This window comes from Sodalis sp. RH15, from assembly GCF_047324255.1.
Taxonomy (GTDB): domain Bacteria; phylum Pseudomonadota; class Gammaproteobacteria; order Enterobacterales; family Enterobacteriaceae; genus Acerihabitans; species Acerihabitans ligni.
Window position 1 is genome coordinate 2,602,904 of record NZ_CP178738.1, and the last position, 14,065, is coordinate 2,616,968.

Here is a 14,065-nt window from a genome sequence, read left to right on the forward strand (position 1 = left end):
GATCCCCCGGCAGCCATGAAGGGGTAGGTGCTTAATTTCACCCTACGCGGTGAGGGCGTGATCTATTATCCGGGGCGGCAATATTTGACAGACAACCATGTCGATGTTGCCAGTGTGGCACGCCACGTCAACCGGTCCCTTTCACCGCTTTTAAACCTGATACCAACTTTTATTCTCCCATCAAGCCTGTCTCATTTTTTAGTATTCAAAATAGGAGCGAGGCGGTGAAGACCGCTCCAAGATGTTTTTTGATCATGTGATTTATGGCGCATAATTTTTTCGAGCAATAGTTCAATATTTGTTCATATGAACAAGTATTGAAGAGCGAACATGGCGGCAAAATTAATCGGTACCAGTTGGAAAATGAACAAAACGCTTCCTGAAGCGTTGGATTACTGTGCTGCTCTGGCGCAGGGCGCGCCGCTGCCCCATCAGTTGCAGCCGTTTGTTATTCCCCCTTTTACCTTGGTGCGAGAGGTGACCCAGGCGTTCAAAAAGGCGGGCATCAATTGTCTAACAGGTGTGCAGAATATGCACTTTGCCGATCAAGGGGCTTTTACCGGTGAGATCTCACCCCTGATGGTGAAAGACACCGGCGCTACCCTTGTGGAGATAGGTCACTCCGAGCGACGGGAATTTTTCGGCGAAACCGATGAGACGGTGCAGCTTAAGGCCGCCGCCGCGCTGCGCCACGGTTTGACGCCGCTTATTTGTATCGGCGATAGCCTGCGCGAGAAACAGTGGGGCGTTTCCGAAGAGACGGTCGTCCGCCAGATGAAAGCCGCGCTGGCGGGATTGGCGCCCGAAAGCGTGGCGCGGGTGATAATCGCTTACGAACCCATTTGGGCCATCGGGGAGCATGGCGTGCCGGCGACAAACGACGAGGCGCGGACAATGCATCAGCGCCTGTATCTCGCCCTGGAGGAGAGCTACGGCGGGAAGATTGCCCATCGGGTACCGCTGCTCTATGGCGGCAGCGTTAACCATGACAATGCGCTGGCGCTGCTCTCTTTGCCGCACGTGGACGGCCTGTTTATCGGCCGGGCCGCGTGGGACGGGGCGTCTTATCTGCAACTGCTGAAAACTATCGCAACGCGTTGTTAGATTGCCCCCCACGGTGCCCGGCGCCGCCGTGCCGTCCCCCCCCATCGGAGGGGCGGGGCACAGACGAATCATCCGAACGCTCGGCCCAGCATGGTTTCCAGCGCCTGGCGCGATTGCAGCAAGACTTCGCGGCTTTGTTCCACCGGAACAGGGTTGGCGCCGCGCAGCGGCATGGTGTTGGCCTGGCGGTGCATCCGCAGCGGGATCTCCAGGCTGCATGGGATATTGTGCTGCGCCAGCGCCGGCAGCAGCGGCCGGTAGTCCAACTGTCCCCGGCCGATAGCCGTGAAGAAGAACTCGCCGTTTTGGGTCCGTATATCTTTGATATGGCAATGGCGCATGTTTCCCAGCATCTCAAATCCGTGCTCAATGGGCGCCACGTCCGGCCGCAGCGAGACCATATTGCCGGCGTCGAAGTTAAAGGCGACGGCGTCGTGTCCCACATCTTCCAGCAGTTGCCGCCCTTCCTGGGCGACTGAAAACGCATCGTAATCGGGATCGCCGCCGTTCTCCACGCATATCACGCAGCCGTGATCGGCGGCTTCGGGGGCCAGGGCCCGTAAATTATGCACCAGCCGGTCATAATCCCCTCGTTTGGCGGTGCAGGTATTCAAATAGGTCGCGCCGATTTTGGAAGCGAAGCTAATACGTTTGCTAAATTGCGCCACCGCATCCTCTCCCGCCAGGTTGATGGTGCAGCCCAGCGCCACGGAGCGTAGCCGATATTTATCAAACAGCGCCTTGACCCTGGCGGCGTTCTCGTCGCCGAACAGCGCCGGGTCGAGATTGCCGACATAACCCTGGTTATAGGCCAGTTCAATGATGTTAAAGCCTGTTTCATGCACGATTCGAAAGGCGGTTTCCTGGTCGATACCGTCGAACATGGCGGTATTTACGCCGACGATTAACGGGTGTGTCATAGATAATTCCTCATGATCCGGCGGTGGCTGGCCAATGCATTGGGGATCGCCACGGCGTTGTTACAGGGCGACCGGTTCATGTCGTTTGATGCCTTCCGCCATGAAAGAGAGGATAAGCGACATGGAAACGGCGCCGGGATCGGGATGGCCGATGGAGCGTTCGCCGAGGGCTTTCGCGCGGCCGAATGCCGCCACCATCTGTTTGGTCCCTTCGGCGCCCTGGCCGGCCGCCCGGGCGATTTTCGGCAGTGCGGCATACAGCGGTTCGGATCCCAGCGACTGCGAGGCCGCCGCCGCCGCCGCCAGCGCGTCAACCATGGTTTTATCACCGGGTTTGGCGCCGCCGCGTTTGCATACCGCGTCCAATCCGCTGCTCAGAAAACGGGTCAAGAGCGGCGTGGTCAGGACGGTTTCTCCGGTCAGACTTTTGCCGCCGGCGCGGAACAGGGTGCCGAAAATAGCCCCCGATGCGCCGCCCATGCTGGACATCAGTTCGGTGCCCACGCGGGTCAACAGCACACCGATATCCTCGGCCTGCCCCGGCGCCTGGGACAGTAGCTTTTCCACCGCGGTAAAACCGCGCTGCATGCCGACACCATGGTCGCCGTCGCCCACCGCCATATCCAGGCGGGTGAGTTCCGGTTCGCTGGCAATCATTTTATTGGCGACAAACCGAAGCAAGGATGACATTTCAGTGGCGTTCATGCTTATTTCCTCCAGGCAAAACTATGGCAAGGCGCGTCATAGAGTGATTTCAGTTCGTCATCCAGCTTGAAAAACGTAATGGAGTAGCCGGACATTTCTTGCGAGGTACAATAGCTGCCTATCAAAGTATCGTGGATGCGGATACCGCGCTCCGCCAGCAGTTGATGGACCTTGCGGTTGGCGATAAGCAGTTCACTGTAGGTTGACGCCCCCAGATTGTTTACCAACAGGCAGATTTCATCACCGGTGGCCAGGGCCAGATCCCCGTAAAGACTGTCCACCAGTTCGGTCACCAGTTGGTCGGCGGGAACCATTTTCTGGCGGCGTACGCCGGGCTCGCCGTGAATGCCCATGCCCAGCTCAAACTCATCTTCCGGGATGTCGAAGTTAAACTCCCCGGTTTGCGGCAGCGAACAGGGGGATAACGCCACGCCGATGGTGCGGGTATTATTATTGGCCTTTGCCGCCAGCCGGTAGACTTCATCCAGCTCGCGGCTATGGCGCCCGGCGGCGCCGGCGATTTTCAGCACCATCATGTCCCCGGCCACGCCGCGCCTGTCCTGCATGCGATGGGCGGGAGCCGAGGCCATATCGTCATTGACCCGCACCGTGCGTGTTGGAATGCCTTCTTCTTCCAGCAATTCGGCGGCAATATCGAAGTTCATGTTATCGCCCGCGTAGTTGCCGTAGATAAAAAGCGCCCCTTTGCCGCGATTGGCGCTCTTTACCGTGTCCATGATGACGTTAGGGGCCGGGGAGGTGAATATGTCTCCCAGGGCGGCGGCGTCCGCCAGCCCGTCGCCCACATAGCCGGCGAACATCGGTTCATGCCCGCTGCCGCCGCCGGTCAACACCAGCACCTGTTCATCGCGTAATCCCGCGCGCACCACGGCGCTGATCCCATCGATTTTTTGCAGACTGCCGCCGCAGGCGGCGATCAGCCCTTCCAACTGCTCCCGGCAAACATCAATGGGGTTATTCAGTAATTTTTTGGGTTTTCTCATAACCAACTCCACAGAGGTCCAAAGATATTCGCGTCAGGTTTATCGTTAATGACATTAACGAGGTATTAATAATGAAAACCCGACGATCTTAAATATGCGGCCAATTAACCTGTCCCTGTATTCAATGACTTAATTACCGGTAGCGGTGTGCTTATGAAATTTTTTGTCGTAATACTGAATGCGTTCCACCTTCGGCGCCGATCCGCCGGCTTCGAATTCCGAGGCCAGCCAGGATGTTAAGATGCTTTTTGCCAGTTCGGGGCCGATCACCCGGGCCCCCAGGGTGATGATTTGCGCATTGTTGCTTTTGCGCGCGCGTTCCGCGGAATAATTATCGTGGCAAAGGGCGGCGCGGATACCCGGCACTTTATTGGCGGAAATAGACATGCCGATACCGGTGCCGCACAAGAGAATACCTCGCTCATGCGCGCCGTTAACGATCTGCTCCGCCAGGTAAACCGCAATATCCGGATATATATTACCCGTATCGCTATAGTCTTTTACCTCCAGTCCTTTATTACGCAGGAATTCCACCAGGGTATCTTTTAATCCCGTAGCGGCGTCATCGCCGCCGATAGCAATAGGTAGCATGGCTTCTCCAGAAGGCTGAGCTGCTCCGGTATATCGCAGCCCTGATTGATGAATAACACGCCGATACTCGGCCAAAACAAAAGAACATATGTGATACTTTTGTTCATTTTTATAGTTAATTTTTATTCTTAAAAAATTGAGATAAGTCGCAAAAACTGGCTGTGGAGGGCGTGGAAGCTACGTAATTGTTAACTGAAACGTATCAATAGGCTTAATAAAAATATCAATCATTGAACAAAAGTTCTTGCTGGACGCCACCGCCGGACAAATGCTCTTTTTTACAGAGCGGCTTCGCCGTGGCTGCCTTCGCCGCAAAAATCAAAACGAGATGTGCCTCAAGTTTATTTTTTACGTTCCATGTCATTTTTATACACATGTTCATGAATATAACATATGTATATATACTTCAATCCTTCGAGTTACGGGAAAGCCAACGCGCCTGCAACTTGAAGTATGACGAATATAGCCGCGTGTTTTACTTTATAGGGGGGCGCCATGACCAAAACCCACAGGCTGTATCCTTCCGCGCATATCGCCGAGCTTTTTTTCCCCTTAACCCGGGATGAAAACGCCGTGGCTCAGGTGGTTCGGCGCATCGCCGACGGGGGGTATTATCGTGGATTTGAAACCGGCATCATCCATCAGCCGCCTGTTGCCGAAACGATCCGCGCCATCGCCGGGCAACATGGGTTAAACGTAACGCAATGGCTGACGTTTGAGCTGCTGAAAGACCGGCTTAACCTTAGCAGCCTCGATACCGCCCTGCGGGAAAAATCCATTAAGCGGGCCTGCGAACTGGTGCATCTGGCGGCGGCCTGCGGCACCAGTAAGCTGTCGCTGGTGAGCGGCGACGATCCGGGAGAGGAGCGACGGGAAGAGGCCAAAAAGGGATTTGCCGAAGCGCTGGTGCGGGTAGGCGAGACCGCCCGGCAATACCCGGACATGCTGGTTCAGGTGGAGCCGCTGGATCGCTTCGCCCACAAGCGCCAGCTGATAGGGCCCACCGGCGAGACGGTGGAATGGATGATGCGCCTGCGCCCCGACTGTCCGCGTCTTTATCTGGCCTGGGACAGTGCCCATGTCGCGCTGAACCAGGAGGACCTGGCGGACTCCCTGAAGCTTGCCGCCCCTATCATGTCGCAGATGCATTTGGCCAATGCCATCCTCGACCCGCAGGCGCAGGGATACGGGGATTATCATATGAAGTTCGGTGAACCGGGATTTTTAACCGCCGGGGTGGCGGAGCGCATCATCCGGACTGCTCTGGCGCTCCCGCTGTCGCCGGAACTAAAGGCAATTTCCATCGCCGTTGAGATGCGAACGGGTGAAGGGGATGATTTATGGGATAACGAACGGCAATGCCGCGCATTTCTGCAGAGGGCGTTGGCCGCCGCGGAAAACGCCGGCTGATCCCGAAAGCCGGGCCGCTGCGGTTATTTGCCGATGGGGGTCGGCAGGGGCTTGCCGGCGTAAAAAGCCGTTATATTGCCTAAGACCAGTTCGGCCATCGCCCTGCGCGTATGGTGTGTTGCGCTACCGATATGCGGCGTCAGCACTACATTGTCCCGTTTTAATAATGCCTGCGGTACGTCGGGTTCACTGGCAAATACGTCCAATCCGGCCCCGGCGATGGTTCCGTTCTCAATGGCGGCAACCAGCGCGGGTTCATCGATAATGCTCCCGCGGGCAATATTGATGAGAATGCCGTTTTTACCCAGCGCGGCTAATACCTCGTGATTGATTAATTTCAGGCTATCCGGCCCGCCGCTGGCACAGATCATTAAAAAATCGCTATTATCCGCTAATTCCATAATAGAGGGGAAAAACGTACATTCCGGATCGTCAGCGGGATATTTGTCGTAATAACCCACAGGCATATCAAACCCTTTTGCCCGTTTGGCGACCGCATGGCCCACCCGGCCGAATCCCACAATACCCAAGCGGCGTCCGCTGACTTTGGCCGTCAATTTATAGGGTTTGCCGTGCCATTCGCCGTTTTCAATAAACCGCTGCGCGCCGAAGATTTGTCTGGACGCCGCAAGCATTAACGCCATTCCTAAATCGGCAACATCATCAGTCAATACATTCGGCGTATTGGTCACTTGTATCTGTTGATGGAATGCGGCATGTGTATCCACGCCGTCATAACCGACGCCAAAAACAGCGATGAGTCGCAAATTGGGTAATTGGTTAATCAGCACAGCGTCAACCGTTGATTCCCCGCTGGCCAATATGACCTGAATATCATTGGCGATCGCGTTGAATTCTTCCGCGCCCATTTTAAGATACTCATAGAGATCGTAATGCGATGACACGAGCTCCGCTAACGCATCAGGCACTTTGTTTACTCGTAAAATGGCGTTCGGCATAGTGATATCCCGCTGTGTTGTTTATAAAAAATCAACGTAATATTGAAAAGTCGTTGTGACTCCTTGGCTATTTCTGATAAAGCAATTGGCCCTTTTTCGTCGGCAGCCGGTTAAAGTTGATGCATAACGTTCCTAACGTATAACACCCGGCACAAATCGCGAAGTAAACTAGCACGCTCTCATAGCTGCCCGTGGCCTGCAGAATGACCCCGACCAAAATAGGGACCAGTATGCCGGCGCAGCTGTTAGCCATATTCATTATTCCGCCGATCAACCCAACGCGGTCCTTGGGGGCCAGAATGGCGGGGAAACTCCAATACAAGCTACCGAACATCATAAAGAAGGCGGCGACTGATAATAAACCGACGGCGAGTACCGGATCTTTAATGGTGGACAAGGCAAATAACACACCCAAACCCACAATACCGGATAGAGACAACAGGCTCTTTAACGCCACGTTATGGCTTACGCCCCGTTTAACCAGATAGTCAACAAAGAAGCCACTGAATAAACACCCTAATGCCCCCAGAATAAAAATGAGGAAAGTCGAGTTTCCGATAGACGCCAGATTCAAACCTTGCGCCTGTGCCAAATAACTTGGTCCCCAGGTGAGCAATCCCCAATAAACCATACCCCATGATGCGCGGCCCACCATAATAGCGATCATGGTAAACCAGCTGATACCCAACCCTTTTGTCGGTGTCGTATCATTCGGGTCATCACCGGCGACAATATTCCCCGCTGTAATATAAGCCAATTCTTCCTTATCGACTTTGGCATGCTGTGACGGACGGTCCCTTAGAATTCTCCAGGCGACGGCGCCTAATAACATGGTAAAAAGGCCGACAATAACAAACGTGATACGCCAGGAGTCGAATAATACAATGAGGTGCGCCACCACTATACCGCCCACCGCCACGCCCAACGGGCTGCCCGCATCCATGATAACGGCGCCTCGTCCTCTTTCCGATTGAGTTAACCAGGTCGAGCTGAGTTTAGCGCCGCTCGGCGAGACGGGGGTTTCCATTGCGCCCAAGCCGAGCCGGGCAATTATCAGGGATATTCCGCCGGTGGCCAAACCGATGATTGCCTGAAAAAATCCCCAGCCTATCAGCGCGCCGGTAATAACTTTCCGAGGTCCAAAGCGATCCAGCATCCATCCGCCGGGAACCTGCAATAATGCATATGTCCAAAAAAAGCTACTGAGGATAAGACCTTGCATGGTAGGAGAAAGGCTAAATTCCTCTTTTATATAAGGCATTCCTATTGATAGCGTAATACGGTCCATTAAATTAACCGCCAACAGGAAAAACATTGTTGTAAATATAACCCAGCGAAAATGGGTTGGTTTTTGTGGCGGTGTTGACGGGCTTATTATGGAATGAGTCATGGTCCACCCTCGATTTAATTCGAAATCTATGGTAGTTATTGCATCGCTAAGTTGTTCATAAGTTCAATGCATGAACTTATGTTTGGTTACTAAAACACATATAATGAAATAAGAATGCGGTATTTATCACATATCATCGATAACCAAGGACCGAAGAAAAGAGTGCTGTCGCCGCGCCAGAAATCCTGATAAAGATCACGTTTGTCTAAAAAAGCCCGCCCAAACAATTGTAAAAAAAATTATCCATATGTATTATCAGATCCAGCCTCCGCCGCCGGCAGGCAAGCGCCCACCTCACAGACAACGATAAACAGCACCGCGGGCGATATCATTTTCGGAAGATTTCAGAAGAGGCAAGCCATGACGTCATTTTATGAACGGGCGCTGCGGGAACTGGCAATCGTCTTTGAAAATTTGAATGGAAACTCGGTGCAGCAGGGGCTGGATCTTATCCAACAGGCGCGGCGTATTGCCCTCTACGGCGTCGGTCGCGAGGGACTCCAGATAAAGGGATTTGCCATGCGTCTTTATCATCTTGGACTCCACGCCGCGGTGGTGGGGGATATGACCACGCCCCCTCTTGGCCAAGGCGATTTGCTGATAGTTTCGGCCGGGCCGGGCTGGTTTTCCACCGTTGATGCGCTGCTGACCACCGCCCGTCGGGCGGGCGCGGCGACGCTTTGTATCACCGCCCAGGGCACCGGCGCCTGTGCGGTGAAGGCCGATGGGGTGATTACCCTGTCGGCGCAAACCATGGCCGACGGGCAGGGCGCCGCGAACTCGGTGTTGCCCTTGGGGTCTTTATATGAAGGCGCGTTATACCTGTTGTTTGAGGGCATGATTGTCCACTTGCAGCAAAAACTGGCCGTTTCCTCTGCCGTGATGTCCGGCAACCATACCAACCTCGAGTGAAAGCCGGGTCGTCGGGGGATTAACCTCCTGGCCTGGCGAGTTTGCCATTCATCAGTGATATAATGTCGCCGTTTGCTATTGCGTTCAAAGGGGGAAGCGTGCAGGGAGAATTCAGCGGAGAAACGGAAAATGACCATTTGCGGGCGCGTATCGCCTGGTTTTATTTTGTCGGCGGTCTCACGCAGCAGCAAATTGCCGACCGACTGCGTATCACGCGCCTGCGGGTAAATAAAACCATTGGGCAAATCCGTGCTGACGGCAGCGTACTGGTGGAACTGCGCATGCCGTTGGTGGACTGTATCGACCTCGAAGAAAAACTCAAGGCAAAATTCAATCTTGAGGATGTGAGCGTGACGCCCTCCATGCCGGATTATATCGAACAGCAGCGCACCATCGGCGAGGCGGCGGGCATGATGCTCGATACGCTGATCCAGGGTTATAAAGGAATCGGCGTCGGCTGGGGCAGGACCCTGAGCTTCAGCGTGCGCCGCATTACCGCCAAACTGCCGGCGGGGTCCTGGGTGGTGGGGCTGATGGGCGGCGTAACCCGGGGATCCGGCACCAATACCTTCGAGGTTTCCACCGCGCTGGCACGGGCATTGGATGTGGAATGCCACTATCTCACCGCGCCTATCTACTGCCACTCCATGGAAAGCCGCGCGACGCTGCTGATGCATGAGGAACTGGCCGAGGTGATGCGCCGGGCCGAGGATGCGCAGGTGGTGCTGGTTTCCTGCGGCGATTTGTCGGAACGGTCGCCCATTACCCCGATAAACATTGTGCGCGAACATTTGGCCGAATTAATCGAGCTCGGCAGCATCGGGGAAATCCTGGGGTGTTTCCTGGATAAGGATGGCGGCGTTATTTCCCACCATGTCAATGAATCCATTATGGCGCTTCCGCTGGAGAAATTAAGGAAAAAACCCGTTTCCATTCTGGCTTCTGGCGGGCGCAATAAAATCAAAATCATTCGCGCTATCCTGCGCGGTAAATATATCAACCGACTGGTGACGGATGAAGATGTTGCCCGCCAGCTATTAATAGAGCGGGATGATTAACATTCTATAATGATCGGTGCAATGTAAGCCCACCGGAAGATTATCCTTCGGCGCCGTTGCCGGCGCTGCCGTTATTAATAGGCAACGCTGAATGGCTTCTTTTTCAAAGGGTAATATCGCCCCATCTCTCTGTTATCACGTTATTATTAACCTACTAATTAAATTCGCCTTTGTCGCGGCTTCTTTCTTTCAGCCACCGGCGGAATCGATTCACCTCCCAGTATAAATTTCCCTGCATTTTTTTATTTGGCGGAAGAGTTCAAATCTATTAAGCCGAATGCGTTGACAATGCGGTTTATGTGAGCTTGGCCGCAGATTAAGCCTAAATAAAATGAGAAAACGAAGGTAAGAGATAAATGTATTTTAAATTTTACAAATGTACGATTTTTATCTTCAGGCATCTGAGCAGGGTTTTTTCGCAGAGCTTAAGACGCTCTTTATCGATCATTGGTTGTTCAATCTCCCCATGCGGATAACGTTTTTTCTATGGAGTGAACTATGAATAAAATTACTCTGGGTATTATGGCCGCCGCCGCTTTGATGTTACCGTTCGTGGCTTCATCGCAGGACGATCAGGCCGGCCTTAAAAAGAAAGACAGTTACAGATTTGTTATCATCCCCAAAGTCGTCCACCCTTGGTTCGACAAGGTGAATAACGGCGCCAAGCAGGCGGCCGCCGTCATCAAGGCTCAGACCGGTTCCGATGTCCAGATTATCTACAGCGCGCCGCAGCAGGCCGATGTGGTTTTGCAAAACCAGATTCTGGAAAGCTCCATTGCTACACGCCCGGACGGTATCGCCATCGATTTGCTGGACGAGAAGGGCAATCGGGCTTCACTGGAGGAAGCGGTGGGCCAGAAGATTCCCGTGACGATATTTGACTCCGTCGCCCCGGCCGATATGAACCTGACCAGCATCGGCAATGATTTTTGCGAACAGGCGCAAATCGCCTCCCGTCGTTTGGCCGAGCTGCTGAACGGTAAAGGGGAAGTGGCGATCATGATGGGCGTCCCCAGCGCGCCGAACCATGCCATCCGCGCCGACTGCCATCAGAAAACCTTTGCCACCTATCCCGGTATCAAGGTGGTGGCTACCGGTATCGATAACGACGATATAGAAACGGCGCAAAAACAGGCCGCCGCCATCATGCAGGCACATCCGAATCTCAAGGGGTGGGTGGCATCGGATGCGGCGGGTCCCATCGGTATCGGCCAGGCAATCAAAGAAGCCAATAAGGCGCATCAGGTGTTGATGGTGGGTTTGGATGATTTGACGGAAATGCTGCAATTGATCCGCGACGGCGTCGCCGACAGCACCTCGTCCACCAAGCCGGAAATGCAGGGGTATTGGGCGGTCATGACCATGTGGCAAAAGGCCATGGGCATTCCCACCCCCAAATATATCGATACCGGTATCGCGATAATCAACAAGGACAACGTTGGGAAATAACCCGGCCGCCGGACAGTCCTTTCAGGATGTCGTTGATTATTCCCTGACCAAGGAACCTTACAGCATGGCTATTCTGGAAGTTGAAAACCTGGGCCGCGACTTTCCGGGCGTCACGGCACTGAATAATGTCAATCTGGCCTTTGACCTCGGCCGGGTACATATCCTTGCCGGGGAAAACGGCGCGGGTAAATCGACCCTGGTCAAGGTGCTGACCGGCGCCTATACCCCCAGCCGCGGCACGATCAGGATCGATGGCCGGGATCCGCTGGAAAACAGAGAATTGTTTAACTGTGTCGCCTATGTTCCGCAGGAACTCAATCTATTTCCCCATATGAGCGTGGCGGAAAATCTGTTTATCCCCTACGCGCGCTCGGGGTTCGCCGGACGGTATGTGGATTATAAGGCTATCAACCTTGCGGCGCAGGGTTACCTGGACACCTTCTCCATAGAAGCGCGACCGGATGAGCTGGTGCGCAATATCTCGATATCCGACAGGCAATTACTGCAAATCGCCCGGGCATCCACCAACAAGCAGATGAAGGTGCTGATTCTTGATGAACCCACCTCCTCGCTGACCAAGACCGAAGTCGAGCGGGTATTCAGGGTTATCGCCGACTTGAAGGCGCGTAACCACGCCATCCTGTTTATCTCCCATAAACTGGATGAGCTGTTCGCCATTGGCGACGACTATACCGTTTTGCGCAACGGCGAAAAAATTGAAAGCGGCAAGATAAAAGACACCACCGAAGCCGGCCTTATCAAAGCAATGTCCGGCGCCGATATGAAAACCAACGAACATTTCCGTCCGTCATCTGTTGTCGGCCCTGGGGAGGGGGAGACGATTATCGAGGTTGAACATCTTTGCGGGCGGCGTTTCAACGACATTTCCTTCCGGCTTAAGCGCGGGGAAGTCTTGGGGTTTGCCGGACTGGTGGGGGCCGGGCGCAGCGAAGTCATGCAGACCTTATTCGGTTATCTGCCGGCCACCGGGGGGCGCGCTACGGTTAACGGCCGTGCATGGAAGCTTGGCAGCCCACCGTTTTCGGTGCGAAACGGCATGCTGTACCTGTCGGAAGAGCGAAAACTGCACGGCATTCTGCCCATGCTGAGCGTACGGGAAAATATCGGTATTTCCGTCATCAAACAAACGCTCTCATGGCTTGGGATCTCCGCCGGCAAGGAAAAATCGCTGGTGTTGGAGGTGATCAAGGCCTATGACGTCAAAACCTCAGATATGGAAACCAAAATTGCCTTTCTTTCCGGCGGCAATCAGCAAAAAACCATTATCGGACGCGCAATGGCCACCAAACCGGACGTTCTTATCTTTGATGAACCCACCAAAGGTATTGACGTCATGACCAAGGCGGAAATTTACAAAATCATGCGGGCGCTGTGTGAAAGCGGCGTCGGCATTATTCTCGTGTCATCGGAAATGGAGGAGTTATATAAATGCGCGAACCGGATTATCACCATGCATAACGGTGCGATTACCGGCGATTTCCCCACCGCCGCCACCGATAACGAAACGCTTGTCCGGGCGATTTTTGGTACGGAGAACCATTATGCAGCGTAGCCGTTTTTCCATTCTCGCCACCAATCCCCTGGCCGGGGTCATGGTGGCCCTCGTGATCATTTTTGTGCTGTCGTCGTTAATCTCGCCCTATTTCCTCTCGCCCTACAATATGTCGGTGGTGGCGAGAACCCTGGCTTTTATCGGACTGATAACCGTCGGGCAGTCAATGCTGCTTATTCTTGGCGAGCTTGATCTGTCGCTTGGCGTGATTGGCGGGCTATGCGGGGTTATCGCCGGCATCTTTATGGTGAACTTCGGCATTGAACCCGCCGTCGCCTGCGTTATGGCGCTGGCGCTTGGCGCCGTGCTCGGTTTTCTGAACGGCCTGCTGGTAACCAAGCTGCGGCTGCATTCCTTGGTGCTGACCATCGGTACCGCCGGAATTTTCGGCGGCGCGAATCTGGTGCTGACCAAGGGAGTGGCCATTACCGGCATTCCGCCCAGTATCCAGTATTTCGGCCGCGGGGATATCCTCGGCTTGCCTTTACCGTTTGTCATCATGCTGGCGGTGCTGGCGATTGCGACCTTTATTACGCTCAAGACGCCGTTCGGCCGTTATATGTATGCCATCGGCAATAACGGCCCGGCAGCCCGGATGTTGGGAATCAAAGTCGATCGGGTGCGTATCTGGGTTTTCACCTTTGCCGGTTTTCTGGCCGCATTGGCGGGTATTTTGATGGTCGCACGCCTGGGGACCGCACAGCCCTCCATCGGTGAAAGCTGGGTGCTGCCGCCGATTGCCGCGGCGGTAATCGGCGGTGTCGCCACTACCGGCGGCGTGGGTACTCCCTTTGGCGCCATTATCGGCGCCACCATTATCGGCATTATCGAAAACATTATCGTGCTTTACGGCGTATCGCCCTATTGGCAAGGCATCGTCAGCGGCGTTCTGGTGGTGGTCGCCATTTCATTTGATGCCGTTTCACGGCGCTATATCCGTAAAGAAGAGTGATTCGACCTGGCGACCCGCGCGGCAGCGGGTCTGGTCTC

General features: G+C 54.3%; 14 protein-coding genes. 7 read left to right on the forward strand and 7 right to left on the reverse strand.

From position 1 onward, the window contains the following. Positions 1 to 330: 330 nt before the first annotated feature. The gene (locus tag ACL2XO_RS12060) at positions 331 to 1,104 is read left to right on the forward strand and encodes a triose-phosphate isomerase (protein WP_413742801.1); all 774 of its coding nucleotides are present in this window, start codon (positions 331 to 333) and stop codon (positions 1,102 to 1,104) included. A gap of 68 nt (positions 1,105 to 1,172) precedes the next feature. Here the strand turns inward: ACL2XO_RS12060 and ACL2XO_RS12065 are convergent, their stop codons facing one another. The 5 genes from ACL2XO_RS12065 to ACL2XO_RS12085 all read right to left on the reverse strand — a co-directional run bounded on the left by ACL2XO_RS12065 (position 1,173) and on the right by ACL2XO_RS12085 (position 4,688). Then, positions 1,173 to 2,024: a sugar phosphate isomerase/epimerase family protein gene (locus ACL2XO_RS12065; RefSeq protein ID WP_413742802.1), complete on the reverse strand. Its 852-nt coding sequence runs from the start codon at positions 2,022 to 2,024 to the stop codon at positions 1,173 to 1,175. Between the two features lie 60 nt (positions 2,025 to 2,084). Further along, positions 2,085 to 2,729 (reverse strand): dihydroxyacetone kinase subunit DhaL, encoded by a 645-nt coding sequence (gene dhaL / locus ACL2XO_RS12070; protein WP_132922193.1) that lies wholly within the window; start codon positions 2,727 to 2,729, stop codon positions 2,085 to 2,087. Between the two features lie 2 nt (positions 2,730 to 2,731). Continuing rightward, a complete protein-coding gene (locus tag ACL2XO_RS12075; protein ID WP_413742803.1) occupies positions 2,732 to 3,733 on the reverse strand; it encodes a dihydroxyacetone kinase subunit DhaK in 1,002 nt (333 codons plus the stop codon). A 129-nt stretch (positions 3,734 to 3,862) separates the two neighbouring features. Further along, the gene (locus tag ACL2XO_RS12080) at positions 3,863 to 4,324 is read right to left on the reverse strand and encodes an RpiB/LacA/LacB family sugar-phosphate isomerase (RefSeq protein ID WP_132922191.1); all 462 of its coding nucleotides are present in this window, start codon (positions 4,322 to 4,324) and stop codon (positions 3,863 to 3,865) included. A gap of 223 nt (positions 4,325 to 4,547) precedes the next feature. After that, a complete protein-coding gene (locus ACL2XO_RS12085; RefSeq protein ID WP_413742804.1) occupies positions 4,548 to 4,688 on the reverse strand; it encodes a hypothetical protein in 141 nt (46 codons plus the stop codon). 131 nt (positions 4,689 to 4,819) lie between these two features. On the opposite strand from ACL2XO_RS12085, the gene ACL2XO_RS12090 reads away from it, so the two are divergent. Continuing rightward, positions 4,820 to 5,734 carry a sugar phosphate isomerase/epimerase family protein gene (locus ACL2XO_RS12090; RefSeq protein ID WP_413742805.1) on the forward strand — a complete coding sequence of 305 codons (915 nt, stop codon included), beginning with the start codon at positions 4,820 to 4,822 and terminating at the stop codon, positions 5,732 to 5,734. 23 nt (positions 5,735 to 5,757) lie between these two features. On the opposite strand, the gene ACL2XO_RS12095 is transcribed toward ACL2XO_RS12090, so the two are convergent. Both ACL2XO_RS12095 and ACL2XO_RS12100 read right to left on the reverse strand, forming a co-directional pair. Continuing rightward, positions 5,758 to 6,693 carry a 2-hydroxyacid dehydrogenase gene (locus ACL2XO_RS12095; RefSeq protein ID WP_413742806.1) on the reverse strand — a complete coding sequence of 312 codons (936 nt, stop codon included), beginning with the start codon at positions 6,691 to 6,693 and terminating at the stop codon, positions 5,758 to 5,760. Between the two features lie 67 nt (positions 6,694 to 6,760). Beyond that, a complete protein-coding gene (locus tag ACL2XO_RS12100; RefSeq protein WP_413742807.1) occupies positions 6,761 to 8,083 on the reverse strand; it encodes an MFS transporter in 1,323 nt (440 codons plus the stop codon). Positions 8,084 to 8,443: 360 nt separating this feature from the next. Here ACL2XO_RS12100 and ACL2XO_RS12105 point away from each other — a divergent pair, with 360 nt between their 5' ends. From ACL2XO_RS12105 to ACL2XO_RS12125, 5 genes are all read left to right on the forward strand, one after another. Beyond that, positions 8,444 to 8,995 (forward strand): SIS domain-containing protein, encoded by a 552-nt coding sequence (locus ACL2XO_RS12105; RefSeq protein ID WP_413742808.1) that lies wholly within the window; start codon positions 8,444 to 8,446, stop codon positions 8,993 to 8,995. A gap of 62 nt (positions 8,996 to 9,057) precedes the next feature. After that, entirely contained in the window at positions 9,058 to 10,053 is a 996-nt protein-coding gene (locus ACL2XO_RS12110; protein WP_413724077.1) for a sugar-binding transcriptional regulator, read from the forward strand. 498 nt (positions 10,054 to 10,551) lie between these two features. Continuing rightward, positions 10,552 to 11,502: a substrate-binding domain-containing protein gene (locus ACL2XO_RS12115; RefSeq protein WP_132922186.1), complete on the forward strand. Its 951-nt coding sequence runs from the start codon at positions 10,552 to 10,554 to the stop codon at positions 11,500 to 11,502. After that, on the forward strand, positions 11,492 to 13,075 hold the full coding sequence (locus ACL2XO_RS12120) for a sugar ABC transporter ATP-binding protein (RefSeq protein WP_413742809.1): 1,584 nt from the start codon (positions 11,492 to 11,494) through the stop codon (positions 13,073 to 13,075). The genes ACL2XO_RS12115 and ACL2XO_RS12120 overlap by 11 nt, the downstream gene beginning before the upstream one ends. Continuing rightward, positions 13,065 to 14,027: an ABC transporter permease gene (locus tag ACL2XO_RS12125; RefSeq protein WP_132922185.1), complete on the forward strand. Its 963-nt coding sequence runs from the start codon at positions 13,065 to 13,067 to the stop codon at positions 14,025 to 14,027. Before ACL2XO_RS12120 ends, ACL2XO_RS12125 begins: the two co-directional genes overlap by 11 nt. Positions 14,028 to 14,065 lie beyond the last annotated feature (38 nt).